At 50.4% G+C, this 19,670-nt stretch carries 15 protein-coding genes; 7 read left to right on the top strand and 8 right to left on the bottom strand.

Annotation, left to right across the window (positions count from 1 at the left end):
* Nucleotides 1-51: 51 nt before the first annotated feature.
* From AB2U10_RS08810 to uvrA, 6 genes are all read right to left on the bottom strand, one after another.
* Complete coding sequence (locus tag AB2U10_RS08810; RefSeq protein ID WP_367913721.1) at nucleotides 52-690, bottom strand: trimeric intracellular cation channel family protein; 639 nt, start codon at nucleotides 688-690, stop codon at nucleotides 52-54.
* Nucleotides 691-756: 66 nt separating this feature from the next.
* Nucleotides 757-1,437 (bottom strand): response regulator transcription factor, encoded by a 681-nt coding sequence (locus tag AB2U10_RS08805; RefSeq protein WP_367913720.1) that lies wholly within the window; start codon nucleotides 1,435-1,437, stop codon nucleotides 757-759.
* A complete protein-coding gene (locus AB2U10_RS08800; RefSeq protein WP_367913719.1) occupies nucleotides 1,434-3,107 on the bottom strand; it encodes a sensor histidine kinase in 1,674 nt (557 codons plus the stop codon). Before AB2U10_RS08800 ends, AB2U10_RS08805 begins: the two co-directional genes overlap by 4 nt.
* Nucleotides 3,108-3,219: 112 nt before the next feature.
* On the bottom strand, nucleotides 3,220-4,002 hold the full coding sequence (locus tag AB2U10_RS08795; protein WP_367913718.1) for a (Fe-S)-binding protein: 783 nt from the start codon (nucleotides 4,000-4,002) through the stop codon (nucleotides 3,220-3,222).
* A gap of 237 nt (nucleotides 4,003-4,239) precedes the next feature.
* Nucleotides 4,240-5,187 carry an esterase-like activity of phytase family protein gene (locus AB2U10_RS08790; RefSeq protein WP_367913717.1) on the bottom strand — a complete coding sequence of 316 codons (948 nt, stop codon included), beginning with the start codon at nucleotides 5,185-5,187 and terminating at the stop codon, nucleotides 4,240-4,242.
* A 48-nt stretch (nucleotides 5,188-5,235) separates the two neighbouring features.
* Nucleotides 5,236-8,073 carry an excinuclease ABC subunit UvrA gene (gene uvrA / locus AB2U10_RS08785; protein WP_367913716.1) on the bottom strand — a complete coding sequence of 946 codons (2,838 nt, stop codon included), beginning with the start codon at nucleotides 8,071-8,073 and terminating at the stop codon, nucleotides 5,236-5,238.
* Nucleotides 8,074-8,270: 197 nt separating this feature from the next.
* Here uvrA and AB2U10_RS08780 point away from each other — a divergent pair, with 197 nt between their 5' ends.
* Both AB2U10_RS08780 and AB2U10_RS08775 read left to right on the top strand, forming a co-directional pair.
* Nucleotides 8,271-10,628, top strand: coding sequence for a TonB-dependent receptor (locus AB2U10_RS08780; RefSeq protein ID WP_367913715.1), 2,358 nt, complete (start codon nucleotides 8,271-8,273; stop codon nucleotides 10,626-10,628).
* 36 nt (nucleotides 10,629-10,664) lie between these two features.
* On the top strand, nucleotides 10,665-11,555 hold the full coding sequence (locus AB2U10_RS08775; protein WP_367913714.1) for a DUF4249 domain-containing protein: 891 nt from the start codon (nucleotides 10,665-10,667) through the stop codon (nucleotides 11,553-11,555).
* Here the strand turns inward: AB2U10_RS08775 and AB2U10_RS08770 are convergent.
* Together AB2U10_RS08770 and AB2U10_RS08765 are read right to left on the bottom strand one after the other, a co-directional pair.
* Nucleotides 11,552-12,268 (bottom strand): 2-phosphosulfolactate phosphatase, encoded by a 717-nt coding sequence (locus tag AB2U10_RS08770; protein WP_367913713.1) that lies wholly within the window; start codon nucleotides 12,266-12,268, stop codon nucleotides 11,552-11,554. The genes AB2U10_RS08775 and AB2U10_RS08770 overlap by 4 nt on opposite strands.
* Before the next feature lie 240 nt (nucleotides 12,269-12,508).
* Complete coding sequence (locus tag AB2U10_RS08765) at nucleotides 12,509-13,567, bottom strand: M20 family metallo-hydrolase (protein ID WP_367913712.1); 1,059 nt, start codon at nucleotides 13,565-13,567, stop codon at nucleotides 12,509-12,511.
* Between the two features lie 99 nt (nucleotides 13,568-13,666).
* Between AB2U10_RS08765 and AB2U10_RS08760 the strand changes: the two genes are divergently transcribed.
* The 5 genes from AB2U10_RS08760 to AB2U10_RS08740 all read left to right on the top strand — a co-directional run bounded on the left by AB2U10_RS08760 (nucleotide 13,667) and on the right by AB2U10_RS08740 (nucleotide 19,501).
* On the top strand, nucleotides 13,667-14,053 hold the full coding sequence (locus AB2U10_RS08760) for a hypothetical protein (protein ID WP_367913711.1): 387 nt from the start codon (nucleotides 13,667-13,669) through the stop codon (nucleotides 14,051-14,053).
* A gap of 217 nt (nucleotides 14,054-14,270) precedes the next feature.
* Complete coding sequence (locus AB2U10_RS08755; RefSeq protein WP_367913710.1) at nucleotides 14,271-14,567, top strand: type II toxin-antitoxin system HigB family toxin; 297 nt, start codon at nucleotides 14,271-14,273, stop codon at nucleotides 14,565-14,567.
* 3 nt (nucleotides 14,568-14,570) lie between these two features.
* Nucleotides 14,571-14,867, top strand: coding sequence for a hypothetical protein (locus AB2U10_RS08750; protein ID WP_367913709.1), 297 nt, complete (start codon nucleotides 14,571-14,573; stop codon nucleotides 14,865-14,867).
* A 150-nt stretch (nucleotides 14,868-15,017) separates the two neighbouring features.
* The gene (locus tag AB2U10_RS08745) at nucleotides 15,018-17,603 is read left to right on the top strand and encodes an alpha-L-arabinofuranosidase family protein (RefSeq protein WP_367913708.1); all 2,586 of its coding nucleotides are present in this window, start codon (nucleotides 15,018-15,020) and stop codon (nucleotides 17,601-17,603) included.
* Nucleotides 17,600-19,501 (top strand): glycoside hydrolase family 43 protein, encoded by a 1,902-nt coding sequence (locus AB2U10_RS08740; protein ID WP_367913707.1) that lies wholly within the window; start codon nucleotides 17,600-17,602, stop codon nucleotides 19,499-19,501. The genes AB2U10_RS08745 and AB2U10_RS08740 overlap by 4 nt, the downstream gene beginning before the upstream one ends.
* The last annotated feature ends 169 nt before the right edge of the window (nucleotides 19,502-19,670 follow it).

Below are 19,670 nucleotides of genomic sequence, written 5' to 3'. Positions count from 1 at the left end.
ATTCGGAAATTTTCGCAAAATTAAGCGGAATAATCAGGTTTGCCAAGTAAATCATTCATCGTCTGCTTCTTCAGGCGGCAGGTAGAAGGCCGGAAGGCGGATGTTGTATTTTACGGCAAGAATTCTCAGGATCACAATGATGCCGATACAGATAAAGGTGGTGAACTGGGAATGGAGCCCGACCGCCTTGATACCGAAATAAACGGCAGCGCCCAGGATGCAGGCAGTGGCATACAGCTCTTTCCGGAAGATCAGCGGCACATGATTGAGGAGCACATCACGGATCACCCCCCCAAAGCAGGCTGTGATGGTGCCCAGGGTGATGCAGAGCGGGATATTAAAGCCTTTGGCTTCGGCTATCTCCGCACCTGCTATGGTGAAGAGTCCGATACCCATGGCATCAAACAGGAAGAGGGTGGTGGGCAGCTTACGGATGTATTTATGGAAAAACAGGGTAGCTACGGCCGTGCAGAAAATGAGCAGGAGGATACGTTCGCTTGCCAGCCAGCCCACGGGCAGGTTGCCGATCAGCACATCACGAAGCGTACCGCCACCGATAGAGGTAACAAAAGCAATAACAAGCACTCCGAAGGCGTCCAGGTTTTTATTCATGGCCATGGTAGCTCCCGAAATGGCGAAAGAGACGGTTCCCAGCACATTGATGATTTTTAGCAGGTCAACTTCAGGCATTTTTCCCGGTTTTACTGCAAAATAGCCGGAAGCGGAGCAATATTGCAAGCACAGCCCCGGGAAAGTTTACAGGATCAGCTTGAAGCCCTCACCGTGCAGGTTGAGTATGCGCACCCGTTCATCGGCTTTCAGGTGCTTGCGCAGCTTGGTGATGTATACGTCCATGCTCCGGGCGTTGAAGTAAGAATCGTCGCCCCAGATGAGCTTAAGGGCGTAGCTCCGGCTAACGGTCTGCTGGGCATTCTGGCAGAGCAGCTTCAGCAGGGCGGTTTCTTTGGTGGTGAGGTGAACCGTGCCGTCGTCAGAGGTCAGGGTCCGGGTATCGGTATCCAGGGTGAATTTGCCGATAGAGAAAGTGGTTGGTTCAGGTTTTATTTCTCCTGAAGTGGTCCTTTTTAAGATTGCCCGTATACGAAACAGCAGCTCTTCCATCACAAAGGGCTTGGTGAGGTAGTCGTCGGCTCCCAGCTCAAACCCCTTGAGCGTATCTTCTTTCATGGATTTTGCCGTAAGGAAAATAACGGGAATGTGCGGGTCTTTCAGGCGGATCTCCCGGGCCAGCGAGAAGCCGTCTTTTTTGGGCATCATCACATCCAGGATACAAAGGGAAAAGGTACCCGAAAGGAAAAAATGGAGTGCTTCTTCCCCGTTGACGGCCAGGGTAACTTCAAAGCCCTTCGCCTCCAGGTATTCTTTCAGGAGCTCTCCCAGGTTGGGGTCGTCTTCGGCTAATAAAAGAGGTGTCATACGGTATTCAGGGGCAGATATATGGAAAAGACCGATCCCTCACCGGGCGTAGATTTCAGCTGAACCGATCCCTTATGCATTTCCACCATATTTTTTACATAGCTTAATCCCAGTCCGAAACCTTTTACATCGTGCACATCACCGGTGGGCACCCGGTAAAATTTTTCGAAAACGCGCCCGGTTTCGGCCGCCGGGATACCGATGCCGTCATCGGCAATGTCAATGCGTATGCGATGGTCACCGGGGTTTGATGTTTGTATCTTTAAATGTACGGTTTCTTTTGAATATTTTAAAGCGTTGTCGAGGAGATTGTAAAAAATGTTGGTCAGGTGTACCCGGTCACCGGTGACGCGGGTTTCGGTAGCGTCAGGGTCAAGCCGGAAATGTACCCTTTCATCGCTTAGCTGCACTTCCATATTGGTGATTACGGTGTCGAGCAGCTCGTGCAGGTCGAGCTCCTCATAGCTCAGGGCAATCTGCTTCTGCTCCAGGCGGGCCATTTGCAATACCTTGTCGATCTGCGAGGCCAGGCGCTGGTTTTCTTCACCGATAATGCCCAGGTAACGGTTGATCTTTTCTTCTGTTTTGACCACGCCTTTGTCGCGGATCACTTCCAGGGCCAGTGAAATGCTGGAAACCGGCGTTTTCAGCTCGTGGGTCATGTTGTTGATGAAGTCGTTTTTGACCTTGGCCAGCCGCCTTTCTGAAATAAGGCTGTTGGCCGAGTAGTAGAAGATACCGCCTACCAGCATGACCAATACCGTGGAAACGGTAAACAGGCCGATAAGATTTTTATAAATAAAGTTCTCTCTTTCGGGAAAAATAACATATAAAAAACGATTGTTCCGGAAAGAATCACCCGGAAACAGGCGAATTTTATAGCTATCGGAAAGCAAAGGATGATTGACGGAAGTCAACACCAGCTGCCCTTTGTCTTCTACGGCATATTGAAAGGGAAGCTTTATGCCCATGTTTTGCAGCTCATCGGTGAGCAGGGTATCCAGCATCAGGTGGCCCATGCGGTCGGGAATGCTCCTTTCTCCCAGCAGCAGGTCCTGTACAATGCCTTTGATCAGGTCAAGGTTGATGGCTCCGGCATAGAATTCTTCGGAGATGGTTTCGCTGAGGCCGGCAGAATCCAGCCAGTCGTTCATCTGGCGGATCTCGTTGTAACGGGCTTCGAGCGGTTCGCTGCTTTTGATAAAGCTCTTCAGGTTCTCGTTTTCACGGCGCAGCTTTTCATTGATATATTCAGCGGCTTTTACCCTGTTTTCAGGAATCTTTTCGCCCATATTATCTATTTTCTTGTTAAACTCCCGGAAGAAAGTTTCGTTATAGATGCTGTTGAGCAGGATGTCGTGCTCCAGTATTTTTTTCCGGAGAAGGGCATCGTTGATTTTCCCGGAGGCTTCCGAGAGGGTAATAAGCTTGTTCTGGTCACGGCGGGCCAGGCGCTGGTGGGCCACATAAAGCATTTCTTCCTGCTCTATTTTCCGCACGGTTTCCATGAGGGCGGTTTTGACGTTCCGGTCAAATTGTTCTTTTTGAACCTGGATCGCATTTTTTATCCAATAGCCCTGCAACGCCACGAGGGCCCCCATGGCGAAGATCATGAAAATAATAAGTGAGCGGTTTTTCTTCACGCGTTCCGAAAGAAGGTAATTCTTCAAAATTAACGCACGTTCAGCTTACCCGGTGTGCGTTTAACTTTTTTTAACGGCCAGCCCGGGTCCGGTACCGCATTTCTTCGCGGGTGCCCGGCCTGTGTGAGATGATAGTTAGTTATCCGAGGTCGCTGGCCAGCAGCTCGGCCAGGTCATATACCCGGATTTCGTGCTCTTTCTCTTTGAATTTTACGCCGTCAGAAAGCATGGTCATGCAAAACGGACAAGCTACGGCAATGGTGTCTGCCCGGGTCTCGAGCGCGTCTTCCGTACGTTCCACGTTGATGTCTTTGTTTCCTTTTTCGGGCTCTTTGAACATTTGTCCGCCACCGGCGCCGCAGCACAGCCCCCGGGTACGGCAGCGTTTCATTTCGACCAGTTCGGCATCCAAGGCCTGTATCACCTCGCGGGGCGCTTCGTAGATATCATTGGCCCGGCCCAGGTAGCAGGAGTCGTGGTACGTGATCTTGTGCCCTTTGAATGCCCCGCCTGTGACTTTCAGCCGGCCCGAGTTGATCAGCTGCTGCAGGTATTCCGAATGGTGGATGACCTCGTAGTTTCCACCCAGTTCCGGGTATTCATTTTTAAGCGTGTTGAAGCAATGCGGGCAGGCCGTTACGATCTTTTTTATGCCGTAACCGTTCAGTACCTGGATGTTCTGCTGCGCCAGCATCTGGAAGGTGAATTCGTTTCCTGCTCTCCGGGCCGGGTCTCCCGTACACGATTCTTCCGTGCCCAGAACCGCAAAGCGGATATCAAGGTGATTCAGTATCTTAACAAAAGCACGGGTTACTTTTTTGTAGCGGTCGTCAAACGAACCGGCGCAACCCACCCAGAAAAGAATCTCCGGCTGTTCACCGTTCATGGCCATTTCGGCCATCGTTTTTATCGGGTATTCCATGTTCTGAACTTTAATAATCAAAAATAGTATGCATGCATAACATTAACAACAGGAGAGAGTGGAATTCTAAGGGGGGCAGGGGCTTATGCCTGGGTTTTTATTCCGTAAACTATTTCTAATCAGGCGACAATGCGAAATTTTGATTATTGTTTAGATAGGTTCTAAATTTTCTGCCGGGAAGCAATTTTTTTCATAACGCTGTAAAAACTTCGTGCAAAGCCGTAAAATTTTAAGCTTCTACTTCTCCATGAGCTTCAGGAGAATGGTGCGCTGATGCCGGGGATTGTGATTGTCGTCAGAGATCAGGTACAGGGTACGCCGGCCGTTCACGGATTCTCCCCAGGTCATTCCTTCCATATTATCGGGTTTGAGCGGGAGGCCGAGGAAACGGGTGTCGGGATCCCAATTGAACACCTCTCTCTTTTCCGGCACTTTTCCCGACATATCGGCTTCAAAAAGCTTAATGTAGGCGTAGCGCCCGTTAAAGCATCGTTCCAGCACCAGCAGCTTGTCTTTTTCACCCGGTATGGTCAGTATTTCCGAAATACCGTTCCCGAGCGATGACCCGGCCGGTTGCTGGGCACTCAGGCAGCTTCGCTTATCCAAAGGATAGGTGTAGGTTACCGCTTTTTCTTTTTCGCGTTGGGGCCACCTGATCATAATTGTAGAATCAGGACCGGCCTCAAAGCTATACCAGAGATCGTCACCTATAGCCAGGCCTTCAATGCCCCGGTTGAGGGTGGTAAAGGGGCTGGTGATCATGCTGTATTCTGCTGCGGTCACCGGTGAATAGGCAGAGTCCAGGTAGCCGATGCCGGTAGACTCGTCGTTTTCAAATGCATACCAGATCCGTTGGCCGTCCCGGCGCAGGGCCTCCGCATTTTTAACCCCGAAAAAACGGAGTGTGCTGTGAATATTTCCCAGGGTATCCATCCGGAAGAGCCAGGAATACTGGTTGTCAGGCTCTAAACCGGGAGCCTGCCGGTCAGATACCAGGAGAAGCTGGCCGGGGCCGGCCATTTCCAGTCCGGAGATTCCCCCGAATTGCAGGTTAGAAGGGAAGCTATGCCATTGGGTAGAGTCGATCACGAAAAGAGAATCGGCTTTGATGATTTCGAATGCCTTAACCGATTGCCCCGAAGCCCCAAAGGAAACCAAAAACACGAGTAAAAAGAATAGTCTCATAAGATCGTATATGCTTTCGTATGATTAATCGGTCAGCAGGGCGACGCCTTACAAACCCAGCTCCTTTTTCAGGAACTGCCCCGTATAGCTTCCCTTCATCATTGCCACTTTTTCCGGTGTACCTTCGGCAATTACTTTGCCTCCGCCGTTACCGCCTTCGGGCCCCATATCGATAATATGGTCGGCCACTTTTACCACATCCAGGTTATGCTCAATGATCAGGATGGTATTTCCTTTGTCTGCCAGCTTCTGAAGCACATCCAGCAGCTTCCGGATGTCCTGGAAGTGCAACCCGGTGGTAGGCTCGTCGAGAATGTACAGGGTTTTGCCCGTATCTTTTTTAGACAGCTCTTCCGACAGCTTTACCCGCTGGGCTTCTCCGCCCGAGAGCGTGGTGGCGTGCTGCCCCAGGGTGATGTATCCCAGGCCCACATCGTTCAGAATCTGTACCTTGCGGTTGATCTTCGGCTGGTTTTCAAAGAAAGGAATGGCTTCGGCTACGGTCATATCTAACACATCTGAAATAGACTTTCCTTTGAAGCGGATCTCCAGGGTTTCCCGGTTGAAGCGCTTTCCTTTGCAGGTTTCGCAGGGCACGTGCACATCAGGAAGAAATTCCATTTCTATTTTTTTCATCCCGGCGCCTTCACAGGTTTCGCAACGCCCGCCTTTGACATTGAACGAGAACCGGCCCGGCTTGTACCCCCGTATCTTAGACTCGGGCAGTTCTGCAAAGAGCGTACGTATATCTGAAAACATGCCGGTGTAGGTGGCCGGGTTGCTCCGGGGGGTACGTCCTATGGGCGACTGGTCTACTTCAATCACCTTATCGATATGCTCCAGTCCCGTTACTTCTTTATAGGAAAGCGGCTCCCGTTTTGCCCGGAAAAAATGCCGGTTCAGAATAGGGAACAGCGTTTCATGAATAAGTGAGCTTTTGCCACTGCCGCTGACACCCGTTACACAGGTAATGGTGCCTAAAGGTATTTTAAGGTTAACGTTTTTCAGGTTGTGCCCTTTGGCCCCTTTGATCGTGATCGATTCGCCTGAGCCGGTGCGCCGTTTAGCCGGTACTTCAATGCTGACGCGTTCGCTTAGGTAGTCGGCGGTTATTCCGCCGTTGGCAATAAACGCTTTCGGGGCTCCCTGGCTGACTACCCGGCCGCCATGACGCCCGGCGCCCGGCCCGATGTCAATGATGTAGTCAGATTCGAGCATCATGTCTTTGTCGTGCTCCACAATCAGTACCGTATTTCCCAGGTCACGCAGGTCTTTGAGGGCCTTGATCAGCTTAACGTTATCGCGCTGGTGCAGGCCGATAGAGGGCTCATCCATGATGTAAAGCACGCCTACCAGCTGGGTGCCGATCTGGGTGGCGAGGCGTATACGCTGGGCTTCGCCTCCTGAAAGGGTTTTCAAGGGCCGGTTCAGGGTAAGGTAATTCAGCCCGATGCCGTACAGGAAACCCAGCCTTTTCCGGATCTCCTTCAGGATTTCGGTAGCAATGAGGCGTTGCTTCTGACTCATGCGGTCTTCTACGCTTTCAAACCAGGCAGTGAGGTCTGAAATATCCATTTCCGAAAGTTCAGCGATATTTTTCCCGGCAATAAGAAAATGAAGCGACTCTTTCTTTAAGCGTTGCCCGTGGCATTCCGGGCATTCTTTGATGATCAGGAAATCTTTGATCCAGTCCTGGATCTTGTCGCTGTCTGACTCCTGCTGGTTTTTCAGGAAGGTAATAATCCCTTCAAATTTGGTATTCCAGTCGGTGCCGGGATATTTCTTGGAAGCCACGGCTATGGGCTCTTCACTCCCGTAGAGAATGATGTCGAGCACATCGCGCGGGATCTTCTGTATGGGTATGCTTAAAGAAGATTTATGGGTTTTGAGCAGGGCTTCGATCTGCTTGAAGATCCAGAGGTCGCGGTATTCTCCCAGCGGAGCGATACCTCCCCGTAGAATAGACAGCGAGGGGTCGGGAATGATGGATTCTTCGGTGATTTCCTCGATCTGTCCCAGGCCTTTACACACAGGACAGGCGCCATAGGGTGTATTGAACGAGAAAGAGTTCGGAGAGGGGTCTTCGTAGCTGATCCCCGATTCCGGATCCATAAGATTCTGGGAGAAATACTGTACCTCCCCGTTTTCATCCAGCAGGAGCAGCGAACCTCCGCCCAGCTTCAGGGCTGTTCCCACCGACTGGCTGATGCGGTACCGGTCTTCTTTTTTGGGCACGATACGGTCAACCACCACTTCGATATCGTGAATCTTGTAGCGGTCGGTCTGCATTTTCGGGGTGATGTCCTGTACTTCACCGTCTATCCGCACTTTGGCATAACCCATCTTGGAAATCTGGACGAAAAGTTCGCGATAATGGCCTTTTCTTCCCTTAACCATGGGGGCCAGTATGCTCAGCTTTTTGCCTTCGTAATGGGTCAGGATCTGCTCAATGATCTGGTCCTGGGTTTGCTTTACCATGGGCTTTCCCGTAACGTAGCTTACGGCCTCGCCGGCGCGGGCATAAAGCAGGCGCAGGAAGTCGTAGATCTCGGTAGTGGTGCCTACGGTAGAACGGGGGTTCTTGGAGGTGGTCTTCTGCTCAATGCTGATTACCGGCGAGAGCCCGTTGATCTTGTCTACGTCAGGCCGCTCCATATCGCCGATAAAGCTGCGGGCATACGAGGAGAAGCTCTCCATATAGCGCCGCTGGCCTTCGGCATAAATCGTATCAAATGCCAGTGAAGATTTCCCGCTGCCACTGATGCCGGTAATCACTACAAGCTGATTCCGGGGAATGGCCACATCTATGTTTTTCAGGTTGTGTTCCCGTGCACCGAACACTTCAATCTGCTCGTGCCCGGTCAGTTCAATATCGTTCAATGCCACCAAGGTTTTGATTAATCGGCGAAGTTACAAAAAATATAGCGGTAAGCAGCGTTTGGATTAAATAAAAGCGGAGAAGCCCGGGAAGTCTTAAATTTTTAGTTTAATATTGTAAGCGGGGTATCTGATTTAGTCTTGCCGGGATAAAACTATTTCGCTTGTCCTGTCGTTATCTTTACTTTAATACTCTTTGACGCTATATGCGATTGGTCCTGGCGTGCTTTATCTGGCTGTTTTCTTTTTACCCTTCCTTTTCCCAGGATACTTTTACACTCAGTGGTACGGTTAAAGACGCTTCTGATGGTGAAGCGCTGATCGGGGTGAATGTATATGCCCGCGGGCAGAAGGTGGGTGTGAGCACCAATGTATACGGTTTTTATTCCATTACCCTTCCTAAAGGCACGCACAGCCTGGTCATTACGTATGTCGGGTATCACAAAATAGAGCAGGAAGTGGTATTAAACGCTAACACTACCCTGAACCTGGAGCTTAAATCAGAAGGAAATGTACTGGAGGAGGTGGTGGTTACCTCTGAGCGGGAAGATCACAACGTGAAAAGCGTGGAGATGTCGGTCAATAAGGTGGAAATGAGAACCATCCGGAAGATGCCGGCGCTGCTGGGTGAGGTAGACGTGATTCGCAGCATACAATTTCTGCCGGGAGTGAGCTCAGTGGGAGAAGGCTCTTCAGGCTTTAACGTGCGGGGCGGCGCCATAGACCAGAACCTGGTGCTGCTGGATGAAGCCCCGGTGTACAATTCTTCGCACCTGATGGGTTTTTTTTCTATTTTTAACCCGGATGTGGTCAAGGATGTCAAGCTGATCAAAGGCGGGGTGCCATCCATTTATGGCGGCCGGGTGTCTTCTATCCTGGATGTACGGATGAAAGAGGGGAACAACAAGAAAACGGAGTTCTCCGGCGGTATCGGCACTATATTTTCCCGGTTTACCCTGGAGGGGCCGATCGTGAAAGACAAAGGCTCTTTCGTAGTAGCCCTGCGGAGGTCGTACATCGATATCCTGGCCAAGCCGCTGCTGAAAGACGACCTGAAAGGGGTGAAATTTTATTTCTACGACTTTACGGCAAAAGGGAATTATAAGATCAACGATAAAAATACAGTATACCTTTCGGGCTATTTCGGACGGGACCTGTTCGGGGCCGACTTCGGGTTTGACTGGGGCAATGCTACCACCACGTTCCGGTGGAATCATATATTCAGCAATAAGCTGTTCCTGAATACTACCGTCTTTTATTCCAATTACGATTATTCACTGGATTCTGACCTTAAAAATGAGAACAAAGAGGATGTTTTTCGCTGGAACTCGAACATTTTAAACTATAGCATCAAACCTGATTTTACCTGGTATCTGAATACCCGGAATACCATTACGTTTGGCGGGCAGACCATTCTCTATCATTTTAATCCGGGGAAAGCCCTGGTGGTTTCAGGGGGCGAAGGGCAGGATATCGGACTGAATTCAAAAAAGGCCCTGGAGTCGGCTGTTTATATAGGAAATGAGCAGAAAATCACCGATAAGCTGACATTTAACTATGGGTTGAGGTACTCGTTTTATGACTATTTCGGTACACCTGTAGCCTATATCTACGATGAGTCGGGGCCGGCAGGAGAGCGTAAGCCGCTGGCAGATACCGTGGCTTACCGGGGAAATGAGCGCATCAGCCGCTACGGGTATTTGGAGCCGAGATTTGCCGTAAATATCAGCCTGAACCGGAGCACATCGCTGAAAATAGGCTATAACCGCCTGGCCCAGTATATCCATTTGCTGTCGAATACCACGGCATCGTCGCCCCTGGATGTATGGACACCCAGCACCAACAATATCAGGCCCCAGCTTTCTGACCAGGTAGCGCTGGGTGTTTTTAAGAATTTCCGGGATAATGCCTATGAAACTTCGGTAGAAGTATACTATAAAACCCTGCAAAACCAGATAGATTACATCCGGAATGCGGATCTTTTGCTTAACCCGTATGTAGAAGGCGACCTGATGTACGGGAAAGGCCGGGCTTACGGCGCCGAGTTTTTTGTGAAGAAAAACAGGGGAAGCCTGAACGGCTGGATCAGCTATACCCTTTCAAGAACCGAACGGAAGGTAGACGGGCTGAACAATAACGAATGGTTTTTAAGCCGGATCGACAAGCTGCATAACCTGTCGGTGGTATCTATTTATGATATTTCCCGGAAATGGAACATCGGGGCTACTTTTACTTTCATGACCGGTACGCCGGCCAGCTTCCCCACCACCAAATATATCTGGCAGGGCATAGCTATACCGCATAATTACAGCGATGAACGGAATACCTACCGGATACCGGCAAGCCACCGGCTGGACCTGTCGGCCACCAAAAAGAATAAGCATGCGCTCTTCGGGCGGGGAGAAAGCGAATGGGTGTTTTCGGTGTACAACGTATATAACCGCAGGAACCCGTTCTCTGTTTATGTAAGGCAAAACCCTGACGACCCGTCGAAAACCGAAGCCGTAAGGTACTCGGTGTTTGCGTCTGTGCTGCCTTCTGTTACGTATAATTTTAAGTTTTAAGGTCGTAATGTGAATGACCCGGAATGTATTATACCCATGAGAAAACTACTGATACTCCCCGTTGCCCTGCTCCTCTTCAGTTGTGAAGATGTGATCGACATTGAGGTCAAAGACGGGAAACAGCAGCTGGTGGTAGACGCCTGGCTGACCGATGAGCCCCGTGAGCAGCAGGTGACCCTCACGCTTTCGCAGGCGTATTTTAACCAGGAAAGCCCCCAGCCGGCATTGGGGGCCGAAGTATACGTGGTGCGGGAAGACAGCACCCGGTTCCGGTTCACCGACACCGACAATGACGGAATTTACACCTATAATCCGCGTAACCGGAATTTTTTGCGGCTGAACGAGCGGGTTGTTCTTTATATCCGGTATAACAGCGAAGAGTACTACTCCGTTTCCCAGCTGAAGCGGGTGCCGGTCATTGATTCGCTCAAGTACCAGGCCATTACCTTACCGATCAAGCCGGCCGACAGCCCGAAATCGGGTTACCTGGCCCAGTTTTTTGCCAATGATTTTGAAGGAGAAGGTGACACCTACCTGGTAAGATCCTATAAAAATGATGTGCTGCGGGAACGCTCTAATGAGTATACGTTATCTTACGACGGGGGCCTGTCGCCGGGAAGCAAGTCTGACGGCATGCTTTTTCTCCAGCCGGTACGTATGGGTATCAATTCGGGACTTTTTGTAGACAAGGATAAGGTGACGGTAGAGCTGCATTCTATCCCGCTGGATGCCTATTATTTCCTGTCCCAGGTGCAGTCGCAGACCAATAACGGGGGCATCTTTGCCACTCCTCCGGCCAATATCCCATCCAATGTGTTCAACCTGGACCCGGAGTCGGCAGAGAAGCCGCTAGGCTTATTTTTTGTCTCCAAAGTGACCCGCTATACAGCGATCATTGATAAAAATAACGTAAAGTCTGAAGATTAACAGGGCTCAGCCGGTACCAGCTCGTTGCCGCGCAGTACGGGCACCACGTCGTACAGGTCTTTCTGAAGGCAGTATTTGATGTCTTTATTAATGCCCAGGCGCTGTAAGCGGCGGATGTGCGATGAGTTGGAAAGGTAAAGCGGCATATTGTCTTTAGAGGCATCGTAGGCCCGCATGGCCAGTATAGCGGCGTCTTCGGCTACAAAGTACTCTTCTTTCAGGGCATCTACCACGGCTCCGGCAAAGAGGGTGTCTTCGAGGTTGGGGCGGCCTTTCCAGCCGGCACACAGGACCAGCACATCGTAGGGCTGGTTTTTCAGGTAGTTAACTACAGCCTGCAGGTTCAGGAAAGCACCTACAATTACTTTTACGGCGTTTTTTTTGCTTTTGGTGATGGATAAGGTGCCGTTAGTGGTGGTCATGGCTATTTTTTCACCGATCAGGCGCTCATCCATGAAGCTGAAAGGCGAGTTGTCGAGCTCAAAACCTTCTACTTTTTCGGCATTCCGTTCGGCGGCAGCAATGTAGCCCCGTTTCTGATATTCGCTGCATTCTTCTATAGAAGCCACGGGGATGATGCTTTTTACCCCGTAGGCAAAGCCGGTAACCATACATGACGTAGCCCTGAAAATGTCTGTCACCACCACAATGGTGTTGTTGATGTTATGGTGATGCAGCAGGTCGGGAGTAAGGCAGACGTCGATGTTTTTCATACGGACTTTTTAAAATTTTTCGCAAAATTAGGGAATAATGTTTAAAAAGGAAATCCACACGGTTCTCGACTACGCTCGAACTGACAAGTGGCAGTCGCTGTTCGAACTGACGAGTGGGACTTGTCAGTTCGAGCGTAGTCGAGAACTAAGCGCTTCCCGTCAAGCCGGATCGCGTAGGTGAGAAGTTACAAGTGGCAGTCGTCCCTGTCAGTTCGAGCGTAGTCGAGAACCTGATACCCCTCACAGACGTAACCCCTCCAATAACGCAATATATTTTTCCACCCCGTCTATAATTTCATGAACATAAATAAATTCATCTGCCGTATGGGAGCGTGCCGAATCACCCGGGCCGATCTTGATGCTGGGGTAAGGAATCAGCGCCTGGTCTGAAAGAGTGGGCGAGCCGTAAGGTTTCATGCCGAGGGAGAGGCCCCGCTGAACAATAGGGTGATCAGGAGGAATCCCGGAAGGGTTCAGGCGTACCGACCGCGGCATTACCTCTGAGCTTACGTTTGCCCGGATGATCTCCAGGGTTTCCGTGAGCGTATAGGCGTCAGTAGCGCGCACGTCTACTACAAACCGGCAGGTGTCGGGCACCACATTGTGCTGGGTTCCGGCCTGGATAACCGTAACGTTCATTTTTATTGTACCCAGGGCTTCTGATACTTTTGGAAACCGGAACGTGCGGAACCATTCGATATCACGGATAGCCTGGTATATGGCATTGACACCTTCTTCCCGGGCGGCATGTCCGGCTATGCCGTGGGCAGTGCAGTCGAGCACCATCAGGCCTTTTTCAGCCACGGCCATGTCCATAAGGGTAGGTTCGCCCACAATGGCCAGGTCTATGGCCGGCAGGTATTTCAGCAGGAGCTCAATGCCGTTCCGGCCCGAGATCTCTTCTTCTGCGGTAGCCGCAAAAACCAGGTCATAGGGAAGGTCAGTGCGGTGGTAGAAATGGAGGAAAGCCGCCAGTAGCGCTACCAGCGGGCCGCCGGCATCGTTGCTGCCCAGGCCGTAGAGGCGGCCGTCTTCAATGGCCGGTGTAAACGGGTCACGCGTGTAGGAGGCGTTCGGCTTTACGGTATCGTGATGGGAGTTCAGCAGGATGACCGGCTTTTTACCGGAATAATGAAGATTCTTACACCAGATGTTGTTTTCAAGTACCTCAAAAGGGATACCGTACCCGGCAAAAAGCGAGGCAAACCGCTGGCGGGTACCGTCTTCTTCACGGCTCAGAGAGGGAGTCTCAATCAGCTCCTTTAGAAAATCAACCGGTGAAAAGTCTTTAATCATCATGCGGCAAAGGTATAAAAGTGTCTGCTGCGTTACAACCTTTTGGAATAAAAGCGGGTCTATATACCACAGGAAAACATGAACAAATAAAAAAAGAAACAAATGAAAAAGTGGTTAATGATTCTGATGATGGCAGGTTTAGGTGCCTGTGAGAAAAGTGAAGTGGTGAAGAGCGATGAGCTTACGGGAACCTGGAAGTGGGTGAGAAAGACCGGGGGAATTGCCGGGGTGAATGAAACGCCGAAAGAAGGAGAAGTGATCCTGCTGAAGCTGAATGCAGACAAAACCTACTCTACTATGCGAAATGACTCGCTGCTGGCCAGCGGTACCTATGCGCTTTCCGTGAAAGAATCCATATTGCTCAATAAAGAGACCGATTTCATCACTTTGGGTACCGGCGAGCCTGTGATGTATGAAGTGAAGAATAATGAGCTGCACCTGGCGGAGGATGTGTACGACGGGTTTAATTACGAATATGTGAGGAATTAACCCGGCTCAGGTTTGCTGATCGCAGATATTATCGGATCCGTCTGTTCTGACGCAGGATCCGGTATATTTTTTCTTCACTTTCGCCGGTGATGAACGGAGGGGATATCGATATTCATTTACTTGTACAATAGGACAGGGTGTTTCTTATCTGCAGATAAAAAATATTATTCCCTGTAATACAACCGGAAGGGATTTGTTATTTTTGTAGAGCACAACTATGAAAATAGCGAACAAACACATCCTCACCAGCTTTGCGAGAAAACACGCAGATGCCATTAAGCCGATCAATAAATGGATTCAGGTCATGGAAAGGTATGACTTTAGGAATCATAATGAACTGAAGATTTTTTTCCCGGCAGCAGATTATGTGGGTAATGAACGTTATGTGTTTAACATTAAAGGAAACCGGTACCGGCTGGTTGTTTTAGTTGTTTTTGCAGGGGATAAAGTGCAGGTTCGTTTTTGCGGAACCCATGCAGAATATGATAAAATAAAAGACATTGAAAATATTTGATCTATGGAAAAGCAATTTAAAAATCTTACTGAAATTACAGAGCGGCATACATATGATGCGGCGAGTAAGTACCTGGATGAAATAGTGGATTATGCTACCCGGAACGGGTATTTCAAAGATCCTGGAGCAGATAATGAATATACCAGAGAATTTGAACGTATAGCGGGCATGTGTGCCGATTATGAAAGTGTTTATATGGATTTGTCTCCTTTAAAGTTCAAAAAACCGCTGCCGATCTCCCGGAAACAGCCCTCCGGACATAGTTCTGCTTCACGCGAACGTCGCTCCTCTTTGTGTTAGCGGGCAAAGCAAAGATATAAACTCCGGGTTGCCACTGTTTAACCCGGATCAAAGACTCAATAAAGTGAATTAAAGGATTATTCCACGGAAAGTTGTACATGAAAATTATATTGTGTATGTTTGACACAAAATAAATTTCAACCTTATCTGATGAACCGACAGCTGATTTGCCTCTTTGTGGCAATACTGGGGTATCTGCCGGCCAGTTTCGCGGTAAAACCCGACTCGGTGTACATTTTTGCGTACGGTACCGAAAAAAACCAATACCATAACGGACTGCATTTCGCCTGGAGCGTTGACCGCAATACCTGGAATGCGATCGGCCCGGAACATAGTTTCCTGAAATGCGATTACGGGAGGTGGGGCTCCCAGAAAAAAATGTATGCACCCTATCTGTTCCGGGATGCACAGGGAAAATGGCACTGTGTGTGGGGGCTGAACGAAACAGATGGCGCCATAGGCCACGCCTCTTCAGATGACCTGGTGTACTGGGGGCGGCAATCGTATCCCCTCCTGGTACCGGGCAACACGGTTCTTCGTCCGGAAGTACAGCTTTCCGGCTCAGGTGCGGCCGGCTCAGGTGCGGCCGGTACGGGCATGAAGGTGATCTGGACCTCGGCTTCGGGCGATACGTTTGAGTCATTTACACCCGACCTCCGGCAGTACGGATCAGCAGAAAAAATCAGGGGCTTTGTTTCTGCCCGGGAAACGGTCCGGATTTCGGGGGAAGAACAGACAGGAACCGTTCACCGGGTTCCCCGCAGCCTCCTGGAGGGCTTGCTGGATGCCCGGAAAATTGCGGAAGCCGGGAGGGCCGGCAATAACGAACGCCTGATCATGGATAAGGAGCTTTTTAAGGAGCCGGTTACGGTTTCCATCGGAACCGATAAGCGAAACCGGAAGCCGATCAGTGATATGCTCATCGGGGTCTTTTTTGAAGACATTAACTATGCGGCAGACGGCGGCTTGTATGCCGAGCTGGTGCAGAACCGCGATTTTGAGTACGCCCTGAGCGATAAGGAAGGAAACGATAAAACCTGGAACAGCTATAAGGCCTGGTCGGTGGGAGGCAGTGATGTGTCTTTTACCGTAGATTCTCTGCGGCCTGTTCACCCGAATAACCCGCATTATGCCCGGCTCCGGGTGAAAAAGCAGGGTGCAGGACTGGTTAACGAAGGCTTTGACGGAATCTCGCTGACTGCAGGGGAAAAATACGACTTTTCCGTATTTGCACGAAACTCCGATGCGAAACGGGGAGCCCTGAAGGTCCGCCTGACCGGGGCATCGGGCGAGGTATACGGAGAGGCCGTAACCGGGAAGATCACGCGCGACTGGCAGAAGCAGGCCGCCGTAATTACAGCAGGCAAAACTGTAAACGGAGCCCGGCTGGAGGTGATCCCGCTGCAAACCGGCACCGTAGACCTGGATATGGTCTCACTTTTCCCGCAAAAGACCTTTAAAGGCAGGAAGAACGGTCTTCGGGCTGACCTGGCCCGGCACATTGCCGATATTAAGCCCCGGTTTGTACGTTTTCCGGGTGGTTGTGTGGCCCATGGCGACGGAATTGAAAATATCTACCGCTGGGAAAATACCATCGGCCCTCTGGAAGCGCGCAAGCCTATGCGGAACCTCTGGGGCTACCATCAGACCGCAGGCCTGGGGTATTTCGAATATTTCCAGTTTTGTGAAGACATCGGGGCTGCACCGGTACCCATTGTGGCTGCCGGCGTTCCCTGCCAGAATTCGGCCCATCACGGCTGCGCCCTGGGCGGCCAGCAGGGCGGTATTCCCCTGGAGCATATGGACGAATATGTGCAGTCGGTACTGAACCTGATCGAATACGCCAACGGCGATGTGCGGTCGGAATGGGGAAGCAAACGGGCTGCTGCCGGCCACCCGGAACCTTTCGGGCTGAAATACCTGGGCGTGGGCAACGAAGACCTGATCACCGATATTTTTGAAGAACGCTTTATGCTCATCTTTAACGCGGTGAAAGAAAAATACCCGGAGATCACCGTGATCGGCACTGTAGGGCCGTTTAACGAGGGAACCGATTATGTGGAGGGGTGGAAGCTGGCCTCGAAGGCAAAGATCCCTGTTGTGGATGAGCACTATTACCAGACACCCGGCTGGTACCTGAATAACCAGGATTTTTACGATATGTACGACCGTTCGGAGTCGAAAGTATACCTCGGCGAATACGCTGCCCACATACCCGGCCGGCATAACAACATAGAAACCGCACTAAGCGAAGCCCTTCACCTGGTGAATGTAGAGCGGAACGCAGATGTAGTGGTCATGACCTCTTATGCCCCCCTGCTGGCCAAAGAAGGCCATACGCAGTGGTCGCCTGACCTGATTTATTTCAACAATTCGGAAGTGAAGCCAACCGTAGGCTATTATGTGCAACAGCTTTTCGGGCAGAACTCCGGAACAACCTATATCCCGGCTTTTGTTAAAGGCAACCACGACCAGCGGAAAGTGGCCGTTTCAATGGTAGAAGACGGTGGATTCCTGGTGATCAAGCTGGTTAACCTGCTGCCCGTACCGGTAGCCGCAACGGTTGACCTGTCGGAATTACCCGTAACAGAGGGCCCGGCCCTGCTGACGGTGCTGAAAGGAGAGCCGGACGACAGAGCGGCCAAGCCTCAGCAGAGCACGCTTAACATCACCCGGAACCTTTCGTATTCGTTACCGGCTTATTCATTCTCGGTTATAAAAATCAAAAAGTTATGAAAAACCTTTTTCTTGTTTTACTGGCCGTGTGCTGTGCAGGCGGCGTGTCTGCCCAGGGGTATAAATCAGGGCCGGCAGAGAAAGACTTTACCGCTTACCTCTTCACTTATTTTAAAGGAAACAAGGTAGAAGATGAAGCCATCTGCTTTGCGGTGAGTACCGACGGGTACAATTACAAAGCATTGAATAACGGCATGCCGGTGATTAATTCGAAGAAGATCAGCTCTACCGGCGGCGTGCGTGACCCGCACCTGCTCCGGGCAGAAGACGGCAAAACGTTTTACATGGTGGTAACCGACATGACATCATCGAAAGGATGGGACTCTAACCGGGCCATGGTGCTGCTGAAATCCACAGACCTGGTCAACTGGAGCTCGTCGGTGGTCAATATCCGGGAAAAATATGCCGGACAGGAAGACCTCAAGCGGGTTTGGGCACCTCAGACCATTTACGATGCTGCTGCCGGTAAATACATGATCTATTGGTCAATGAAGCACGGCGATGGCCCGGACATTATTTACTATGCATACGCCAACCCCGAATTTACCGGCCTGGAAGGAGAGCCGCGGGTGCTTTTTAATCCTAAAAACGGGAAATCGTGCATAGATGGCGACATCATCAGTAAACACGGTCTGTATTATATGTTTTACAAAACCGAAGGGCACGGAAACGGCCTCCGGATGGCCATCACCGACTCTCTGGCGTCGGGCAAATGGATTGAACAGCCCGGGTACAAGCAACAGACCCGCGAAGCGGTAGAGGGCTCAAGCACGTTTAAGCTGATCAATTCTGATACCTACATCCTGATGTATGATGTATACATGAAAGGCAAATACCAGTTTACCGAGAGCCGTGACCTGGATGTATTCAAAGTGATAGACCAGGAGATTTCCATGGATTTTCATCCGCGGCACGGGTCGGTTATACCGATCACCACCCGTGAGTTGAAGCGCTTAACCGGCCAGTGGGGCCTTCCGGAAGGGATCACCATCCCGGAGAAGAACAACCCGGTGCTGGAAGGGTATTACGCAGATCCGGATATCCTGTATTCAGAAAAGAACGGGAAATATTACCTGTATCCTACCAGTGACGGTTTTGATTCCTGGTCAGGCTATTATTTTAAGGCCTTTTCTTCCGATAACCTGAAAGACTGGAAGGACGAAGGCGTGATCCTGGATCTGAAAAAAGAGGTGAGCTGGGCTGACCGCAACGCCTGGGCTCCGTGTATCATTGAAAAGAAAGTGAAGGGAAAATACAAGTATTACTATTATTTCTCTGCCGCCCAGAAGATCGGTGTAGCCGTGGCCGATGAGCCTGCAGGCCCTTTTAAAGACTCGGGTAAGGCGCTGATCGATTTCCGGCCGGAAGGTGTTAAAGGCGGCCAGGAAATAGACCCGGATGTATTTACGGATCCGAAAACCGGGAAAAGCTACCTGTATTGGGGTAACGGCTATATGGCTGTAGCCGAGCTGAATGACGATATGGTATCGATCAAAAAGAATACCCTGAAAGTGATCACCCCTGACGCTACCTTCCGGGAGGCCGCTTATGTGTTCTACCGCAACGGGCTGTATTATTTCCTGTGGTCAGAAGACGATACGAGAAGTGAGAACTACCGGGTAAGATACGCTACTTCCCGGTCACCGGCCGGCCCGCTGGATATTCCCAAAGATAATCTCATCCTGGTGAAGGATCCGGCCAAAGGAATTTACGGCACAGGGCATAATTCGGTTCTCCAGGTACCCGGGAAAGACGAATGGTATATCGTATATCACCGGTTCAGTAAGCCGAACGGCATCAAAATGGGCAGCCCGGCGGGGTTTCACCGCGAAGTGGCCATAGACCGGATGGAGTTTAATGCGGATGGGAGCATTAAGCCGGTGAAAGTAACAGATTAAGTTAAGTTAAAAGCGAAAAACTAAAAGTTAAAAGTTATGGAATGTCGATGCCTGAATACAGTTGACCGTATTTGCTTTTATTTAAATACGCTTTCAGTTCAGTTTTTTGTGGTTGCTGGAACTTGATATTTTAAAACAGTCTCATTGATTGGAGCCTTTTAGGACTTAA

Source organism: Leadbetterella sp. DM7 (assembly GCF_040829825.2).
GTDB lineage: Bacteria > Bacteroidota > Bacteroidia > Cytophagales > Spirosomataceae > Leadbetterella.
Note: the sequence above shows the minus strand (reverse complement) of the source record. Positions and strands in the feature narration are given on the sequence as shown.

Coding starts and splice junctions, on each gene's coding strand:
- AB2U10_RS08810 (WP_367913721.1), bottom strand. CDS start 690: ATGCCTGAAGTTGACCTGCTAAAAATCATCAATGTGCTGGGAACCGTC.
- AB2U10_RS08805 (WP_367913720.1), bottom strand. CDS start 1,437: ATGACACCTCTTTTATTAGCCGAAGACGACCCCAACCTGGGAGAGCTC.
- AB2U10_RS08795 (WP_367913718.1), bottom strand. CDS start 4,002: ATGGAATACCCGATAAAAACGATGGCCGAAATGGCCATGAACGGTGAA.
- AB2U10_RS08790 (WP_367913717.1), bottom strand. CDS start 5,187: ATGAGACTATTCTTTTTACTCGTGTTTTTGGTTTCCTTTGGGGCTTCG.
- AB2U10_RS08780 (WP_367913715.1), top strand. CDS start 8,271: ATGCGATTGGTCCTGGCGTGCTTTATCTGGCTGTTTTCTTTTTACCCT.
- AB2U10_RS08775 (WP_367913714.1), top strand. CDS start 10,665: ATGAGAAAACTACTGATACTCCCCGTTGCCCTGCTCCTCTTCAGTTGT.
- AB2U10_RS08770 (WP_367913713.1), bottom strand. CDS start 12,268: ATGAAAAACATCGACGTCTGCCTTACTCCCGACCTGCTGCATCACCAT.
- AB2U10_RS08765 (WP_367913712.1), bottom strand. CDS start 13,567: ATGATGATTAAAGACTTTTCACCGGTTGATTTTCTAAAGGAGCTGATT.
- AB2U10_RS08760 (WP_367913711.1), top strand. CDS start 13,667: ATGAAAAAGTGGTTAATGATTCTGATGATGGCAGGTTTAGGTGCCTGT.
- AB2U10_RS08755 (WP_367913710.1), top strand. CDS start 14,271: ATGAAAATAGCGAACAAACACATCCTCACCAGCTTTGCGAGAAAACAC.
- AB2U10_RS08750 (WP_367913709.1), top strand. CDS start 14,571: ATGGAAAAGCAATTTAAAAATCTTACTGAAATTACAGAGCGGCATACA.
- AB2U10_RS08745 (WP_367913708.1), top strand. CDS start 15,018: ATGAACCGACAGCTGATTTGCCTCTTTGTGGCAATACTGGGGTATCTG.
- AB2U10_RS08740 (WP_367913707.1), top strand. CDS start 17,600: ATGAAAAACCTTTTTCTTGTTTTACTGGCCGTGTGCTGTGCAGGCGGC.